This window comes from Phreatobacter sp., from assembly GCF_030691135.1.
Taxonomy (GTDB): domain Bacteria; phylum Pseudomonadota; class Alphaproteobacteria; order Rhizobiales; family Phreatobacteraceae; genus Phreatobacter.
On sequence record NZ_JAUYFA010000011.1, the window covers coordinates 1 to 16,146 of the forward strand.

At 68.6% G+C, this 16,146-nt stretch carries 14 protein-coding genes; 3 read left to right on the plus strand and 11 right to left on the minus strand.

Annotated features, from left to right (window positions below; genetic code table 11):
• On the minus strand, positions 1 to 600 hold a 600-nt coding region (locus Q8O26_RS01290; protein WP_305572703.1), incomplete at its 3' end, for an FAD-dependent monooxygenase.
• 187 nt (positions 601 to 787) lie between these two features.
• Here Q8O26_RS01290 and Q8O26_RS01295 point away from each other — a divergent pair.
• Positions 788 to 1,450: a hypothetical protein gene (locus tag Q8O26_RS01295; RefSeq protein ID WP_305572705.1), complete on the plus strand. Its 663-nt coding sequence runs from the start codon at positions 788 to 790 to the stop codon at positions 1,448 to 1,450.
• Here Q8O26_RS01295 and Q8O26_RS01300 read toward each other — a convergent pair.
• The 7 genes from Q8O26_RS01300 to Q8O26_RS01330 form a co-directional block, all read right to left on the minus strand.
• Positions 1,422 to 1,856 carry a universal stress protein gene (locus tag Q8O26_RS01300; RefSeq protein ID WP_305572707.1) on the minus strand — a complete coding sequence of 145 codons (435 nt, stop codon included), beginning with the start codon at positions 1,854 to 1,856 and terminating at the stop codon, positions 1,422 to 1,424. The two genes, Q8O26_RS01295 and Q8O26_RS01300, sit on opposite strands and share 29 nt — an antisense overlap.
• 90 nt (positions 1,857 to 1,946) lie before the next feature.
• Positions 1,947 to 2,942: a YcjF family protein gene (locus tag Q8O26_RS01305; RefSeq protein ID WP_305572709.1), complete on the minus strand. Its 996-nt coding sequence runs from the start codon at positions 2,940 to 2,942 to the stop codon at positions 1,947 to 1,949.
• Positions 2,939 to 4,375 carry a YcjX family protein gene (locus Q8O26_RS01310; protein WP_305572711.1) on the minus strand — a complete coding sequence of 479 codons (1,437 nt, stop codon included), beginning with the start codon at positions 4,373 to 4,375 and terminating at the stop codon, positions 2,939 to 2,941. Before Q8O26_RS01310 ends, Q8O26_RS01305 begins: the two co-directional genes overlap by 4 nt.
• Positions 4,376 to 4,900 (minus strand): histidine phosphatase family protein, encoded by a 525-nt coding sequence (locus Q8O26_RS01315; RefSeq protein ID WP_305572713.1) that lies wholly within the window; start codon positions 4,898 to 4,900, stop codon positions 4,376 to 4,378.
• Positions 4,901 to 4,960: 60 nt separating this feature from the next.
• On the minus strand, positions 4,961 to 5,845 hold the full coding sequence (locus tag Q8O26_RS01320) for a DMT family transporter (RefSeq protein ID WP_305572715.1): 885 nt from the start codon (positions 5,843 to 5,845) through the stop codon (positions 4,961 to 4,963).
• 138 nt (positions 5,846 to 5,983) lie between these two features.
• A complete protein-coding gene (locus Q8O26_RS01325) occupies positions 5,984 to 6,304 on the minus strand; it encodes a 2Fe-2S iron-sulfur cluster-binding protein (protein ID WP_305572717.1) in 321 nt (106 codons plus the stop codon).
• Positions 6,305 to 6,471: 167 nt separating this feature from the next.
• On the minus strand, positions 6,472 to 6,840 hold the full coding sequence (locus Q8O26_RS01330) for an Hpt domain-containing protein (RefSeq protein ID WP_305572719.1): 369 nt from the start codon (positions 6,838 to 6,840) through the stop codon (positions 6,472 to 6,474).
• A 210-nt stretch (positions 6,841 to 7,050) separates the two neighbouring features.
• Between Q8O26_RS01330 and Q8O26_RS01335 the strand changes: the two genes are divergently transcribed.
• Complete coding sequence (locus Q8O26_RS01335; RefSeq protein WP_305572721.1) at positions 7,051 to 7,566, plus strand: hypothetical protein; 516 nt, start codon at positions 7,051 to 7,053, stop codon at positions 7,564 to 7,566.
• On the opposite strand, the gene Q8O26_RS01340 is transcribed toward Q8O26_RS01335, so the two are convergent.
• Positions 7,563 to 7,862: a hypothetical protein gene (locus Q8O26_RS01340; RefSeq protein WP_305572723.1), complete on the minus strand. Its 300-nt coding sequence runs from the start codon at positions 7,860 to 7,862 to the stop codon at positions 7,563 to 7,565. The two genes, Q8O26_RS01335 and Q8O26_RS01340, sit on opposite strands and share 4 nt — an antisense overlap.
• A gap of 193 nt (positions 7,863 to 8,055) precedes the next feature.
• Here Q8O26_RS01340 and Q8O26_RS01345 point away from each other — a divergent pair, with 193 nt between their 5' ends.
• A complete protein-coding gene (locus tag Q8O26_RS01345; RefSeq protein ID WP_305572725.1) occupies positions 8,056 to 14,037 on the plus strand; it encodes a hypothetical protein in 5,982 nt (1,993 codons plus the stop codon).
• A gap of 107 nt (positions 14,038 to 14,144) precedes the next feature.
• On the opposite strand, the gene Q8O26_RS01350 is transcribed toward Q8O26_RS01345, so the two are convergent.
• Both Q8O26_RS01350 and Q8O26_RS01355 read right to left on the minus strand, forming a co-directional pair.
• Positions 14,145 to 14,771 carry an ABC-type transport auxiliary lipoprotein family protein gene (locus Q8O26_RS01350; RefSeq protein WP_305572727.1) on the minus strand — a complete coding sequence of 209 codons (627 nt, stop codon included), beginning with the start codon at positions 14,769 to 14,771 and terminating at the stop codon, positions 14,145 to 14,147.
• A 21-nt stretch (positions 14,772 to 14,792) separates the two neighbouring features.
• The gene (locus tag Q8O26_RS01355) at positions 14,793 to 16,130 is read right to left on the minus strand and encodes an MlaD family protein (protein ID WP_305572729.1); all 1,338 of its coding nucleotides are present in this window, start codon (positions 16,128 to 16,130) and stop codon (positions 14,793 to 14,795) included.
• Positions 16,131 to 16,146 lie beyond the last annotated feature (16 nt).

Sequence of the window (16,146 nt, forward strand, 5' to 3'; positions counted from 1 at the left end):
GGAGCGGCCGGTGAGGAAGTCCGGCCAGTCCAGCGCGCCGCGCCAGAGCATGATGCCGTTCCAGGCCGGTGGGCCTTCGTTGGGGAAGAGCGAGCGGCGCACGGTGGAATGGATGCCGTCGGCGCCGATCAGGACGTCGCCGCGCGCAGTGCGGACATGCCGCCCCTCGCGGTCGAAGAACCAGGCGGTGACGCCGCTGTCGTCCTGTTTCCAGGCGCCGAGGCGGTGGCCGGTGAAGATGCGGCTCTCGCCGAGCCGCGCCCTGACCGCCTGGTAGATGACGGTCTGCAGGCGGCCGCGGTGGATGGAGAATTGCGGCACGTCGAAGCCGGCCTCGATCCCGCGCGGCTCGCGCCAGATCTCCTGGCCGAAGCGGTTGGTGTAGATGAGCTCGTGGGTGCGGATGGCGACGTCGTCGAGGCGCGGCAGCAGGCCGAGCCCGGCCAGTTCCTTGATCGCATGCGGCAGGGTATTGATGCCGACACCGAGCTCGCGGACCTCGGAGGCCTGTTCATAGACCTCGCAGCCGATGCCGCGCGCGGCGAGCATGAGGGCGGTGGTCAGTCCGCCAACACCGCCGCCGACAATGATGGCCTTCATGGAACACTCCCCGACGCGAAGGCGAAAAGACGAGCCGGGATCATGGCTTGGGCCGGTCGGCGAGGCAAGGCCGCAGGTCCGCGCGGAGGGCGCGCGGCGCCCCTGCGGCGATGCGACCTCGCGGTAAGGTTACGCCTGCGCCGCCGTCTGCCTTCCGCCGCGTCCCGGCCGCGTGTAGAGACGCGTCATGACCCGTTCAGACGCCCTCGCCGAAGCCGACGCCCTTTCGCAGGCCCCCGACCTGTGGCGTGACCACGAGGGGCGGCCGACCTTCCGCCATCGGCCGAAGCTGATCGGTCCGGAGATCAGCTTCACCATCGAGGAGCGCGATCTCGCCTGGTCCGACGGGCGATCGACGGGGCGATTGCCGCTGCACCAGATCGAGAGCGTGAGGATCGTCTTCCGCCCCGCCAATCTCTACACCCGGCGCTACCGGGTCGAGGTCCGCCAGCGACTGGGCAAGAAGAACTGGTTCTCCAACGTGTCCTGGCGCGGCATGGTCGAGATCGAAGCCCATGACGCGCCTTTCACCGCCTTCGTGCGGGCCCTCTGCGCCAGGATCGGCCAGACCTCGCCGAATGCCCGGTTCATCGCCGGCGAGCCGGCCTGGCGCTACATGATCATTGCGGCGACGACGGCCGGGCTCACCATCTCCCTCGCCTATCTGGCGTTCCAGGCGATCAGCGCCGTCAACTGGGGCCTGATGGGCCTCGTCGCCTTCATCGGCGGCTATACCGTCTGGCAGATGTCGCTGTGGCTGACCAAGAACCGGCCGGCCACCTTTGACCCGCTGGACCCGCCGGCCATCCTCCTCCCCGACGTCAAGCCGCCTCGGGCCTCAGCGCCATGACCGAGCAGGTCGCATGCCGCACCACATGGGCGGCGTTGGAGCCGAGCAGATAGGTCGCCAGCCGCGGCCGGTGCGAGGCCATGACGATGAGATCGGCATGGGAAGCCTGCGCCTCCTCCAGGATCTCGTGATAGGGGCGGCCGATGCGGACCTTGGTCCTGACGCGCTCCTTCGGCAGGCCCGATGCCGTGGCGATGTCCTCAAGCACCCGGCGGAATTCGCTCATCTGAGTCTTGTGGAAGTCGGCGGGCAGATACTCGGCCGCCATCACCGGCATGTCGGGCACGACGGCCAGCAGCGTGATGGACGCGCCGTTGGCCTCGGCCAGCAGCTTGGCGACGGACAGGGCCTTTTGCTCGAGCCCCGGCTCGGAGGTGTCGACGGGGCAGAGAATGGACTGGAACATGGCTGTTCTCCCGGTGATGCCGGGACAATGACAGCCGGGGCGGGCGTAGTCCTTGACGTCGGTCAAGCATCGGTCGCGCGCTGTTCCGGCTTACGGGTCGCCTCGCAGGCTGATCGCATCGCCGACGAGGTCGCGAACGTCCGGGCGCGGCGCGCCGATATAGGGCAGCGGCCGCGAGATCGCGATGGCAGTGATGCCGAGGCGCGCGGTGAGAAGCCCGTTCAACACCCCCTCCCCGAGCTTGGCGGAAAGCCTGGCTGCCAGGCCGTGGCCGACGATCTGGTCGAGGACCGTGTCGCCAGCCGCCATGCCGCCCGTCACGGCCATGTGGGCGAGGACGTGGCGGACCAGCTTGAACATGCCGAGCGTTCCGGGCCGGCCACCATAGACCTCGGCGATCCGCCGGATGAGCCGCACGGCGGTGGCGAAGACCATGGCGAGATCGACAGCCGCCCGCGGACTGACCGCCGTGACGACCGAGACCCGGCGCGCGGCTTCCGCCACCAGCCGGGTCGCCTCGCGGTCGAGCGGTTCGAGAAGCTCGCGCTCGACGATGCGCAGGCGCTGCGCGCCGTCGACGACGCCCTCCGCGAAGGCCGCCTGGACGGCGATGCGGCCGCGCGCCGTGCGGGCATTACCGGCCATGGCGGCGAGGAGATCGCCGGCGACGCGGGCGGCGGCGCGGTCGTCCTTGTCGAGAAGCGCCTGCACCGCGCGTTCGCGCAGGGTATCGAGCCGGGCGAGGCTGCGCAGGGCGAAGATCTCGCGCCCGAGCAGGGCGAGCCCCCCCACCAGGAACAGGACGAGCGCGGCGACGCCGGCCCAGCCGAGCCAGGCGGCGCGGGTGAAGAGGTCGTCGATGAGCGTCGAGACCGCGATGCCGAAGGCGAGCGAGACGAGGCCGCCGAGCCCCACCCAGAACAGCCGCGTCCACAGGCTCGCGCCCGCGGGCGGCGCCGCGGCTTCTGCGGCGATCACGGCTTCGGGGCGGCGGTCCTCGACCGGCGCGTCGCTCGGCGGAGCGATCTCCACCGCGTCGGAATCGAGCCGGAACACCTGCGGCTTCGGGGTCGGAGCCTTGCTCATGCCAGGCGGTCTCCGATGAGGAACTCGACTGCCCGGTCGAGGCGGATATGCGGCAGGGCCTGGCTGGGATCGGCCTTTGGTGGCAGGAAGCGCACGAAGCGGTAATCCTCACCGCGGAAGGCCTCGGGGCCGGCAAAAAGCCCCGTCGGATCGAGCGGCAACTCGCCGGGAAACACCGCCACCTCCCGCAACCCGTCGAAGATCTCGCCGCCGGCCTGTTCGCCGGGCATGGGCGTTCCGACGATGCAGGCGAGGCTCTGTCCGCGCTGGGTGACGGTGGTCTCGCGCGTCGCGCGCAAAGAGGCGAGCGCGATCGGCTCGACGCGCGCGCCGGCGAATTCGGCGCGGCGGATGGCCCGGTCTGTCAGGCGTCGGAGCAGCCCCTCAAGCCGGTCATGGCTCGTCTGGTGCAGGTGGTCGGCCTTTGTGGCGGCGAAGAGAATGCGGTCGATGCGCCGCGCCAGCAACGAGGACAAGATGGAATTGGCGCCGGGACGGAAGGCGGTCAGCACGTCGGAGAGCGCCAGTTCGAGGTCGGACAGCGCCGCCGGACCGGCATTCAGCGCGGCGAGAGCGTCGACCAGCACCACCTGGCGGTCGAGGGTGGCGAAATGGTTGGCGTAGAAGGGCATCACCACCAGGCGCTTGTAGCTCTCGAAGCGCTTGTCCATCAGCGCGGCGAGGCTGTCGCCGGCCGGCTCCCGGCTACCGAGGTCGAGGGGGGCGAAGGTGAGTGCGGGCGAGCCTTCCATTTCTCCCGGCAGCAGGAAGCGCCCCGGCGGCAGGGTGGACAAGGACACGCGCTCGTCCCGGCAGGATTTCAGGTAGCGCGTGAACTTGTCAGCGAGGCGCCGGGCTTCGGTCTCGTCGGCCTTGCCGAAGGGATCGATCTCCGCAGTCGCGGCGAGCCATTCCTGCGCCAGGGCCGCGCGCGGCGGCCGCCGCGCCGCCTCGACGCTGCGCCGAGACCATTCCGCATAGGACTGGGCGAGCAGCGGCAGGTCGAGCAGCCATTCGCCGGGATAGTCGACGATGTCGAGGGTCAGCGTCTTTTCGGTACCGCGCATGAAGCCTGTATTCGATGCGAAATCAATAGCTAGCCGGATTTCGCTAATGCGCTTTGTTCCCTCCGGCCAATCTCGCGGACCGGTCAGCGTCGCCAGGTGATCCTCATAGGGAAAGCGCGGAATGCCATCGTCGGGCTGCGGCTCGAGACGCACACGGGCGATCCGCCCCTGCGCCTGCGGCTCGAAGACCGGCCAGCGCGAGGCCGTCAGCAGGCCGTGGACGAGGGCGGTGATGAACACGGTCTTGCCCGAGCGCGACAGGCCGGTGACGCCGAGCCGCAGCGTCGGATTGACCCAGTCGGTCGCATAGGCCGCGATGGAGCGCGCCGCGAGCCGCGTCTCGTTGACCCAGCCTGTCCAGACCATCTACTCGGCCTCGCTGTCGAGGTCGCGGGGCACCGTGAACGAGACGAGCGTGCCGCAGCCGGGGCCGAGATCGCGCCAGTGATCGATGGCGCAGTCGATCACCGCGAGGCCTCCGGTCGGATATTTGCGCGACAGGCGGCGGCGCTGGTCCTCGGGGCCGTCGGCGACGAGGTCGTCGCAGAGGGTTTCGATACCGGGATTGTGGCCGACGAGAAGCAGCGTAGCGACGACGTCGGCGGTCTCGCGGATGACGTTGGCCAGCATGAAGGCCGGCGCCTCGTAGATGCGGCCGTCCCGTTCGCCCGGCAGCAGTTGCGCGAGACCGGCGCTCGCCAGCGCCCAGGTCTCGACCGTGCGCGCGGCCGGCGAGACGACCACGCGGTCGGGGACGAGCCCGCGTTCGACAATGAGGCGGCCTATCAGCGGGGCGGCGCGTCGCCCGCGCGCGGCGAGCGGGCGTTCGAAGTCGCGCATGCCCGCCGGCCAGTCCGACTTGGTGTGCCTGAACAGGATCAGCCGGCGCATCGCACCCCCCTCAACGCCTCCCATGTGCCCCCTCGCCGGTGCAGGGGCAAGGGCTCACCCTCAACCGGGGGACCGCGGCCGGCGTTCCGACCAGATGAGATAGAGGCCGCTGAAGACGATGATGGCGGCGCCGACGAAGACATGGGGGCCGGGCATGACCGAGAAGATGAACCAGCCGGCAGCGACCGACCAGAGGAGCTGGGTGTATTGCACCGGCGCCGAGACCGAGGCGGAAGCGAACCTGAAGGCCATCAGCATGAAAGACTGGGCGACAAGTTGAATGACCGCGTTGAGCCCGATCACCCCCAGCAGCCAGAGCGGGACGGGCTGCCAGCCCGGAATCGCGAAGACCAGCGCGATGAGACAGATGAAGAGGTTGAAGTAGAAGAGGATCGCCAGCGTGCCCTCGGTCTTGCCGAGCGCCCTGATGGCGACCATCGCGGCGCCCCATGTGGCGGCGGAGAGCACGGCGAGCAGGGCGGCGATGGACACGCCCTCGGGCCCGGGGCGGATGATCACCAGCGCCCCCAGGAAGCCGATCGCAACCGCGATCCAGCGGTTGAGGCCGACAGGTTCACGCAGAACGAGGCCGGAGAGCGCCACGACGAAAAACGGCGTGATGAAGAGGATGGCGGTGGCGACAGGCAGATCGAGTTCGCGCAGGGCCTCGAAATAGGCGAAGACCGACACGGCCGAGAGGCTCGCCCTGAACAGATGCGCCCCGGGACGGCGGGTGACGATGGTGCCGCGACCGCGCAGCATCTGCACGAGGATGATCGGGGTCAGGATGGCGAGGCCCGAGGCGCTGCGAATCGCCATGATCTGCCAGCTCGGCAGTTCGGACACGATGATCTTCAGGATCGTGTCGGCCACCGATATCAGCATGAAGCAGACGAACTGGGCGGCAATGGCGGCGAGCGGGCGCTCCGCCGGCTGAGGAGGCATGGCGCTTGTCTCCGCGCATCGGCCTGCCATCAAGCCGGATAGGGGCGTCTTGCCAAGGCGGATAGACACATGAGGCCCCTGCAGGGGCTAGCGTCCCTGCAGGCATGGCGGGATCGGGATAGGCGGAGCCCGGCCGGATCAGCCCTGGCGCTCGGGGGTGTGGATGATCAGCCCGTTCATGGCATCCGTGACCTTGATCTGGCATGACAGGCGCGACGTCGGCTTCACGTCGAAGGCGAAATCGAGCATGTCCTCCTCCATGTGGGAGGGCTCGCCGGTCGCCGCCTTCCAGGCATCGTCGACATAGACGTGGCAGGTGGCGCAGGCGCAGGCGCCGCCGCATTCGGCGACGATGCCGGGAATGCCGTTCTTGATGGCGGCTTCCATGACGGTGGCGCCGCTGGCGGCTTCAACCGGTCGCTTCTCGCCGCTGTGGTCGATGAAGATGATCTGAGGCATCGGCTCCCTGCCCTTCGCGTGACGTCAACGGGCGCCCGCAGGGCCCGACACGAAGAAACCGCCGCTTGACCACGCGGCGGTTCCCGTCGGGATTGACATAGCGAAAGGTGTGCCAGTTCGCCAGAGGCCGGCGGGCATGATCGCTGCCCGCACCGTCTTCGAGCCGCTCAGGCGGCGCGCAGCAGCGTCGAGATGAAGCCGTTGGCCTCGTTCACCGCGTTTTCGAGGCGCGCCAGATCGTCCCAGGCGCGGGAGGAGAGATGGTCGACCTGATCGCATTCGACCGCCTCGGCGGCCTGGGCCACTCCGAAGGCGCCGATGCCCAGCGCCGAGCCCTTCAGCGTATGGGCCGCTTCCGCCCAGGTCTTGGCGTTGGTGGCGTTGCGCAGCCGCTCCAGCATGGTGCGCGACTGGCGCTCGAAGAGCACCAGAACCTCGCGCTCCAGATCGTGGTCGCCGAATGTCTGCCGCGACAGATGAGTGAGATCGACGGGCAGGCTGCTGCCCAGAAATTCGTCCGACATGATACGTGCCATTGTCTTGGTGTCCCCTGCTTGACCGATCGCCCGTCCCGGGGCGTGTTTGTCGTTGGAGGAGGTTTGTCCTCCCGTCTTCCCTGCAGGAGCACCATGGCGGCGCGACGGCGAAAGCGGAGTTAAAGCGCGGCGGAAGCGGCACGCGTTCTGGCTTTGAGGTTGATCGGTGGTAAATCGATCCCGGACCGCATCGCACCGGAGAAGCACGGCATGGTGTTCGAACGATCACGTGGGATCGCCCTGCGCGCCACGCTCATCCGGCTGGCTGTCGAGCTGGCGCTATGCTCAACGGCAGCGCTGGCGATCGGCAGGGGCGGCTTCATCACGACGGTGGCGGCGCTGATGATGGTGATCTACGTCGCCCGTGCGGTGCTCTGGTTCATCACCGCGGCGTCCAACGCGCTCATCTGGCGCTGGGGGCGTCAAGAGCGGATCGACCGCTTCGCCGAGGCGCTGCAGGCCGTGCGGCTGCCGGTGGAGCCGGCGATGCGCGGATCCCGCGACGTATCGCAAAGCCTGGCCCGCGCCCTCCTGTCGCCCGATATCAGCCGCGAGGCCGCAGCCTTCGCCTATTCGACGCAGGGTTTCGTCGAGGCCGTCCACGTCCATACCGATCCGCTGACGGCGGCGATGATCGCGTACGACATGGCGCGCGGCATGGATCTTCACATCGACCGGATGAAAAGCGCCGGAGCGTCGCCGCTTTCCGATCCCGGATCGCGCTAAGGGCCGTCGGCACCCTGACCGACGACCCGCCGCCCCGCAGCCGTCAGCTTGCAGACGAGCCAGTCGGGCTTGACGGGATTGGCGAACCAGGGCTCGACCCAGCCGGCCGCGAGGCAGGCCCGGATCGTCGCGCGCGGCACTTCCCGCCCTTCGGCGTCGAAGAGGGGGAGTTTTCCACCGGGCTGAGCCGCGCCCCGCAGCAGCCAGCGGCGCTGCACCGGGGTGGGTTTCGGCGAGGCGGACGCGAGGGCACCCTGTCCCTTCCGCGCTTTCGCAAGATGCCCATCATCGGTCATGGTTACCCATCCGTTAACGATGAATCGGAAACTGCGGCTCCGACAGGTTTCAATCCTTAGGACCCCCCGGTAGATTACATGCTGCGGCGGACTGTTGTCTGCCATCCGTGTTCGATGCGGCCAAGAGGCACTTGGGGCGCATCGTTGCGGGTGGATGCAGGACGGTCGGCAGTCAAAGGATGCGGGCGACACCATGGCGAACACTCCCAAGAAGGCGCAGGATCCGGCCGAAGCGGCCCTTGCAGCCATCCAGGACGCACTGAATCTGGCCAGCGAGGACCAGACCAAGGCGTCGGTGCGGACGACTGGACGCGATGCGGGATCGCGCCAGTCGAGCGAGGCGATGCGGGTCGACGAGGATCTCTTCGCCGATACGCGCCGCTCCGACCAGGTGATCTCGCCCTCGCAGCCACCGGCCAACGACGACCGCCGCGATCTCGCCCAGATGCTCGAGCGCCTGTCGCGCCGCCCCTCGGCAGCCCCGCTGTGGACCGCCGCGCTGCTGTCCATCGGCTGGCTCGGCGCGGGCCTCGTCATCGCCTCGCGGCTCTACGACAACACCCTGCCGGATCCCTATTCCCCGCAGACGCTGACGCTCGCGGCGGTGCTGCTGCTCCCCGTCATGTTCTTCTTCGTCATGGGCGCCCTGATCCGCCGCTCCCAGGAAATGCGCATTGTCGCCCAGGGCATGAGCGAGGTCGCGCTGCGGCTCGCCGAGCCCGAGACGGTGGCGCGCGAGGCCGTGGTCTCGGTCGGCCAGGCCATCCGCCGCGAGGTCGCCGCCATGGGTGACGGCGTCGAGCGGGCGCTGGCGCGGGCCGGCGAGCTCGAGACGCTCGTCCACAATGAGGTCGCCTCGCTCGAGCGCGCCTACAGCGACAACGAACTGCGCGTGCGCTCGCTCATCGAGGAACTGGTCACCCAGCGCGAGGCCATCGTTTCCAATGCCGAGCGCGTGCGCGCCTCGATGACCGGCGTTCACGAGCAGGTCGCCAACCAGATCGCCGATGCCGGCGATCAGCTCGCGCGACGCATCGACGAATCCGGCATGCGCGTCACCTCCTCGCTCGGCGAGAAGGCCGAAGCCATCACCATGGCGCTCGGCCGGGCCGGCGACACCATGATCGACCAGATCCAGCTGCGCGGTTCCGACATCGTCGACCGCCTCGCCTCCACCAGCGACGAGGTCACCCGCGCCCTGTCGACGACCGGCGACCGCGTCACCTCGGTTCTGACCGATACCGGCAACATCGTCACCGTGACCATGGCCGAGACCGGCACCAGTATGGCGGCGAAGCTGTCCGAGACCGGCACGGCGATGACCCACCACCTGGCCCTGACCAGCACCGAGATCACCCAGGCCATCGCCTCGCGGTCGGACGACGTGTCGGCCCGCCTGAAGGAGACCGGCGAAAGCCTGGTGGCCGAGCTCACCGCCCGCACCGGCGAAGTGTCGGAGACGCTGCGCTCGACCGGCGAGACGCTGATCTCCGAACTCGCCGCCCGCAGCGGTGAGGTGTCCTCGACCCTGCGCGAGACGGGCGATGCGCTGATCGCCGAAATGTCGGACCGCGGCGGCTTCGTCACCTCGACTCTCAAGGAGACCGGCGAGAGCATCATCACGGAACTGTCGACGCGCGGCGACTATGTTGCCTCGACCCTGCGCGACACCGGCGAGAACCTCATCGTCGAGCTGTCGACCCGCGGTGGAGAGGTCACCACCACCCTGCGCGAGACCGGCGAGGCCTTCGTCTCCGAACTGACGCTGCGCGGCAACGAGGTCACCAGCCGCCTGAAGGATACCGGCGAGAGCCTCGTCTATGAACTGTCCAGCCGCGGCGGCGAGGTCAATTCGGTGCTGAAGTCGACGGCCGAGACCCTGGTCTACGAGCTGGCGACCCGCGGCGGCGAGGTCACCACCACCCTGCGCGAAACCGGCGAGGCGTTCGTCTCCGAACTGTCGCTTCGCGGCAACGAGGTCACGACGCGCCTGCGCGACACCGGCGAGCGCCTGGTCGGCGAACTCACCGAGCGCGGCTCGGAGGTCGTCAACAAGCTCGACTCCACCGGCAGCTACGTCGCCGAGACCATCACCGTGCGCGGCGGCGCCCTCGCCGACCGCATCGCCGAGACCGGCGACAAGCTCCACCAGACCGTCACCACCCATGGCGACGAGCTCGACAAGCGCCTGGCCGTTACCGGCCAGCTCATCGCCGAGGCCATCACCCAGCGCACCGCGGAAGCCAAGAACGCCATCGGCGACGTCGGCATCCAGGTCGTCGAAAGCCTCACCGAGAAGGCCCAGGACGTGCAGCTCGCCCTGCGTCGGGCGAGCGAGACCGTCACCACCGCCATTTCCGAGCGCACCGCCAGTCTGCGCGAGGAGATCGAGCTCGCCGGCACCGACGTGCTGTCGACCTTCGCCACCCAGGGCACAGACCTCACCCAGCGCATCGGCGACATCGGCGCGCAGGTCACCAACGCCCTCGCCGCCCGCGGCGACGAGGTCACCAGCCAGTTGCAGCGCGTCGCCGGAGAGATCACCGAGACCGCCACCGCGCACGGCGAGGCCGTGGTCACCCGTATCGCCCAGAACGTCGTGGCACTCGACGACGCCATCAACCGGCACACGTCCGGCTTCGAGACCAGCGTCGCCTCCCATGCGACGCATCTCGAGGACGCCATCGGCCGCTACACCAGCCACTTCGAGAGCCGCGTCGCCGCCCATACATCGGGCCTCGAGGACGCGTTCGGCCGCTATACCAACGGCTTCGAGACACGGATGGGCGAACAGGCCGCCCATCTCGAGGATGCGTTCATCCGCTACACCTCCGGCTTCGACACGCGCATCAACCAGCATGCCGTGAACCTGGAGGACGTCATCGTCCGCCACACCTCGCATTTCGAGGGCCGCGTCGGCCATTACGCGACGACGCTCGACGAGACGATGGGCCGCCACACCGCGCAGTTCGAGGGCCGCGTCGGCCATTACGCTACGACGCTCGACGAGACGATGGGCCGCCACACCGCGCAATTCGAGGGCCGCGTGTCACAGCACGCCAGCGGTCTCGACGAGGCCATATTGCGCCACACCGCCTCGTTCGAGGGCCGGGTCGCGCATTATGCGACGACGCTGGAAGATTCGGTCGGCCGCCATGCCGTCAATCTCGAGGATGCGGTGAGCCGCCTCACCGGCGATTTCGAGAGCCGCGTCGGCTCACATGCCTCGATGCTGACCGAGCAGGTCGCCAACCATACTGCCCTCCTCGACCACAAGCTGTCCGGCCACATTTCCGCTCTCGACGAGACGATCTCCGGCAAGGGTATCGCCCTCGCCGACCGGATCGCCGGAGATGCACGGGAATTCGCCGAGCGGGTGGCCCAGCAGTCGGGCCAGATCACCGACGCCCTCGACGGGCGCCTCGCCCGCATCGACCAGGCGCTCGACACCCGTGCCCAGGCGTTCAACGAGACGCTCGCCAGCCGCACGCTCGAACTCGCCAAGGTTCTCGGCGAGGGTGGCAAGGCGGTGACCGAAGCGCTGGAGAACAAGTCGGCGGAGATCACCTTCAACCTGACGTCGAAGTCGGACGAAATCACCCATACGCTGACCTCGAAGTCCGACGAGATCGCCTCGAACCTCACCTCCAAGTCGGACGAACTGGCCCGCCTCCTGAACGACAAGTCGGACCAGATCGTCTTCAACCTGACCTCGCGTTCCGAGGAGATGGCGCGCAACCTCGCCTCGACCTCCGAGGACATCGCACAGAACCTCGCGGCCCGCTCCGAGGACATCACCCGCATCCTCTCCGACAAGTCGGCGGACGTGACCTACACGCTCGCTTCGAAGTCGGGCGAGATCACGCGCCTCCTCACCGACAAGTCGGAGGAAGTGGCCTATTCGCTGACAGCCAAGTCCGAGGAGATCACCCGCCTCCTCAGCGAGAAGTCGGACGAGGTCACCTACACGCTCACCGCCAAGTCCGACCTCATCACCGCGACGCTGTCGGACAAGGTAGACCAGATCAACCGCACGCTCGGCGGTCGGGCGCTTGAAGTGGCCGAGACGCTCGACACCCGCGTCGCCCGCTTCGAGGAGGTCGTCGTCGGCCGGCTCGAATCGGTCTCGCAGACCCTCGATGCCCGCGGCTCGCACATCGCCGAAACGCTCACCGAGAAGGTCGAGACGGTCACCCAGACGCTGCGCACCAATGTCGACGATGTGGAGCGCACGCTGTCGACGATCTCGAACGACATCACTCAGGGCCTGTCCATACGCGTCGCCGAGATCAACGCCGTCCTCGGCGCCCGCTCGGCCGAGCTCGCCTCGCTCCTCGACGATCGCGGCAGCAATCTCATTACCCGCCTCGGCGACAACGGTATGCAGATCACCAACGAGGTCAGCCGCGTCGGCGACATCGTGGTGCGTGCGCTGGAGAACCGCGGCGGCGCCATCACCGAGGTCATCGGCCAGAAGGGTGCGGAGATCACCCGCGTCCTGTCGCAGACCGGTATCGACGTGACGCGCGGCATCTCCGATTCAAGCGAACAGGCTGCCCGCATCCTGTCGGAAAGCTCGGAACTGCTGCGCAACCGGATCGAAACGGACACCCGCGAATCGGTGCTCGCCCTTACCTCGACCAACGATCAGCTGAGGGGCGAGATCGCCTCGGTCCTCGCCCGCCTCGGCGAGACCAACGGCTCGATCCGGGACGTCGCGGCCCAGACCGAGCAGTCGCTGGCGGCGATCAACAATCAGCTCGGCGAACGGATCGGCCAGTTCGCATCCTCGGCCGAGACGGCGTCCACCGCGGCCGAAACCTCGACCCGGATGCTCAACGGCCAGATCGGCCAGCTGACCAATGTCGCCGGCACGGTGCTGCGCGACGTCTCGTCGCTGACCGAGCGCTTCGACAACCAGGCGCGGCTCCTCGGGGCGGCGGCGGAGCAGGTCGAGGAGATGCAGCAGCGTCTCGACGCCTCCTTCGATACGCGCCGCGAGGTCATCGAGGCGCTGGTCCACCACCTCGCCTCCAAGACCGAGGACATGGACAATCTGGTGAAGAGCTTCACCGGCCTTCTCGACGACAATCTCGGCGCCGCCGAGGGCCGCGCCCGCGAAATTGGCCGCGTCCTGGTCGAGTCGACCAACCAGACGACGCAGGCGATCGGCGAGCAGGCGGAGACGCTGCGCCTCGCCACGGGCAAGGAGCGCGAGCGCACCACCCACGCCATGCGCTCGGCCTACGAGCAGGCGACGCACGAAATGCACGCTCTGTTCCGCGAAGCCGCCGAGCGTTTCGAGACCCTGACCTCGGGCATGAAGGCGATGAGCAGCGAGATCCAGCGGGAACTCGCCGAAACGCGGGACCAGCTGTCGCGCGGCATGATCGAGATCCCGAAGGAGACGCAGGAAAACGCCGCCGCGATGCGGCGCGTCGTGGCCGACCAGATCAAGGCTCTGGCCGAACTGAACGACATCGTCGCCAAGTCCGGACGCGCCTTCGACGTCACCGAGCCCTCCCCGGCAGCGCCCCGTCGCGTCGTCCGCGAGGAAACACCGCTGCCGCTGCGTGGTGCCGTCGCCGACCTGCCGCGGCCGGAAGAGCGCCCTGAGCCGGTGCGCGAGGCCCCCAAGGCCCGCATCGCCGAGCCGCGGACGCCTGAGCCGCGCTCCGTCGAACCGCGACGCGAGGCCCCGGCCCGCGCCGAGGCGCCGAAGGCCGCCGACCGCTCCGGCGGCTGGCTGTCGGACCTTCTCGCCAGAGCCTCCACCGAGGACCAGGCCGGGCAGCCGATGCGTCCGGCGCAGCGCCGCACCCCTGCCCCGGCCGCACTCGACAATCTCGATGCGCTGTCGTCCGACATCGCGCGGATGGTGGATCATGATGCCGTCGCCGACCTCTGGGACCGCTGGCGCCGGGGCGAGAGGAACGTCTTCTCGCGCCGCCTCTACACGACCCAGGGCCAGCAAACCTTCGACGAGTTGCGTCGCCGCTATCGCCGCGACGCGGATTTCCGCGAGACCGTCGACCGCTATGTCGACGAGTTCCAGCGGCTCCTCGCCGACGTGGACCGCAACGACCGCGACGGGTCGCTGGCCAAGTCCTACCTGACCTCGGAGACCGGCAAGGTGTTCACCCTCCTCGCCCATGCGAGCGGCCGTTTCGACTGAGGCGGCTCACCCGGCAGACAAGGCAAAGGGCGCCGGGAGGCGCCCTTTTTCGTCGGTAGGAGGCAGGAGGCAGCCGCAGGGTTCGCGTCGGGGCCGATCTAGAGACGTCAGACCTGGCCGGTCGACCAGAGCACGATCTCGCGCAACAGGCTCTGCACGGCGCCGTTGAAGGCGGCGGAGACGCTGATCGCGTCGGTGCCGGCAGCCGGCGCGCGTGCCGAGAACACCCGGCCGGAAAGGATGCGTCCCGAGCGGTCGTTGACGATCTTTACGGACATCTCGACCACCACTTCGCTGGCGCCGGTGACGACGACTTCGAAGGCGCGGACTTCCGCCAGCAACTGCCAGTCGGATGCCAGCCGGTCGCCGGGGCGACCGACCGAACGCAGGCGGTTTGCGTTCTCGAAGGACTGGATGAGCCGCGCCTGCAGGAGCTTGGGCAGACGGTCGGCCCAGGCGCCGTCGGTCAGGTAGGAATAGGCGCCGCCGGGACCGCGCACCGCGATGCGCTCGGTGTCGAGGCTGGCGATGGCCTTGGGCTCGACGACGAGCAACTGGCCGCGGACGGCGCCGGCCAGTGTCGGGAAGGTCGACGGGGCGGAAATGTCGAAGCTGCGGGGAACGCTGGACGATGACGCACAACCGGCGAGGGCAAGGGCTACCGCCAAGGTCGCGGCAAGCGCCGCCGACCGCCCTGCCCGCCTCGATCCCGTCACGTCGTCGTTGTGCTGCACGCCCGAACCTTCAGTTTCGCCCTAGCGGCGATTGTATTCGGGCACGCCCGACCCGCCGAAGATGAACCGCTGCGGGTTGCGCTCCAGCGAGCGCAGGGTCCGTTCGAGTTCCGTCAGCGTCCGCCGACCATCGGTCGACAGAGATTGAATATCGCGGATCGTCCGATCCGTGAAGCCGGAGATCGACGTCGTCAGTTGCGCCGTCCGGGTATCGAGCCGTTCGGCGAGCGTGCGCACCGATCGCGCGGTCGCAGTGAATTCGGCGAACATATTGTTGGTTCCATCGCCGGCGAAGCTCTTCAGCAGCCCGTCGATCCGGTCGGCCATGGCGTTGAGCTTGCCGGAGACCTCGCCGGCATTTTTCAGGAGCAGGTCGACATTGGCGGAATTGTCGCCGAGCGTCTGGGTGAAGCGATCGATATTGGCCATGGCCCGGCCGATGCGTTCGCTGTCGAGGGACTCGATCACGCGATCGGCGCCGACGAGCGTACGGTTCAGGGCGCGCACGTCGAAGGTGGTCGCGACCTCGTTGACGGTTCCGAGCGTCTGGGTCAGCGAACTGGCGGCCTGGCGCGCGTCACGCAGGAGATCGGCGAAGCTCTGGCTCTGCGCGTTCAGGCCGGCGGTCAACTCGTCGACATTGCGCAGGATCGAGGTGATCCGGCCCGGCTGGGCGCCCTCCATCATGCCTTCGATCTGCGTCGTGACCCTGTCGAGCCGCTGGGCGAGGGCTGCGATCTGCCGGGCCGCCTCGCCGGTCTGGCTGAGGAAGTTGCGGACATTGTCGGTGTTGTCGCCGAGCGCCGCGGTGAACCTCTCGACATTCTCGAGGCTGCGCTGGAACGAACCCTGGCCGCTGGCGATGACGCCGTCGAGGCGGTTCACGAGCCCGTTCAGCGTGTTCATCGTCTGCTGGGCGCCGGACATGATGTCGGAGCCGCCCGGCACGTCGGGGCCGATCTGCGGCGGCGGCGCGCCCGCCGCGCGGGTCAGCGGCTGGGCGACGTCGGGTCCGTTAGCGAGGCCGACCGAGGCGATCCCCGACAGCAGCTGGACGTTGAGGGTGGCGCGGGTGGCCGAGGAGACCGGCGTCCCCGGCTGGAGGGCGACGACGGCGACCACCTTGCGCGGATCGTCACGGTCGATGTCGATGCGCCGGACCTCGCCCCTGCGGATGCCGTTGAAGAAGACCGCCGAACCGGTGCGCAGGCCGCCGACCGGCCCGGTGAAGACAATGCGGAAATCCTCGCGGTTGCTGCTGTCGCCGACGCGCAGGAACCACCACAGGAACAGGCCGAATGCCGCCAGCATGCCCAGCGTGAACAGGCCGATCAGCGTCGTGTTGGCCTTTGTTTCCATGCGCCTGGGCTCACAT

Excerpts from the sequence above, each read along its gene's own strand:
- Q8O26_RS01330 (WP_305572719.1), bottom strand. The coding sequence starts at position 6,840 with ATGGCACGTATCATGTCGGACGAATTTCTGGGCAGCAGCCTGCCCGTC.
- Q8O26_RS01325 (WP_305572717.1), bottom strand. The coding sequence starts at position 6,304 with ATGCCTCAGATCATCTTCATCGACCACAGCGGCGAGAAGCGACCGGTT.
- Q8O26_RS01345 (WP_305572725.1), top strand. The coding sequence starts at position 8,056 with ATGGCGAACACTCCCAAGAAGGCGCAGGATCCGGCCGAAGCGGCCCTT.
- Q8O26_RS01320 (WP_305572715.1), bottom strand. The coding sequence starts at position 5,845 with ATGCCTCCTCAGCCGGCGGAGCGCCCGCTCGCCGCCATTGCCGCCCAG.
- Q8O26_RS01295 (WP_305572705.1), top strand. The coding sequence starts at position 788 with ATGACCCGTTCAGACGCCCTCGCCGAAGCCGACGCCCTTTCGCAGGCC.
- Q8O26_RS01315 (WP_305572713.1), bottom strand. The coding sequence starts at position 4,900 with ATGCGCCGGCTGATCCTGTTCAGGCACACCAAGTCGGACTGGCCGGCG.
- Q8O26_RS01305 (WP_305572709.1), bottom strand. The coding sequence starts at position 2,942 with ATGAGCAAGGCTCCGACCCCGAAGCCGCAGGTGTTCCGGCTCGATTCC.
- Q8O26_RS01335 (WP_305572721.1), top strand. The coding sequence starts at position 7,051 with ATGGTGTTCGAACGATCACGTGGGATCGCCCTGCGCGCCACGCTCATC.
- Q8O26_RS01300 (WP_305572707.1), bottom strand. The coding sequence starts at position 1,856 with ATGTTCCAGTCCATTCTCTGCCCCGTCGACACCTCCGAGCCGGGGCTC.
- Q8O26_RS01340 (WP_305572723.1), bottom strand. The coding sequence starts at position 7,862 with ATGACCGATGATGGGCATCTTGCGAAAGCGCGGAAGGGACAGGGTGCC.
- Q8O26_RS01310 (WP_305572711.1), bottom strand. The coding sequence starts at position 4,375 with ATGGTCTGGACAGGCTGGGTCAACGAGACGCGGCTCGCGGCGCGCTCC.
- Q8O26_RS01355 (WP_305572729.1), bottom strand. The coding sequence starts at position 16,130 with ATGGAAACAAAGGCCAACACGACGCTGATCGGCCTGTTCACGCTGGGC.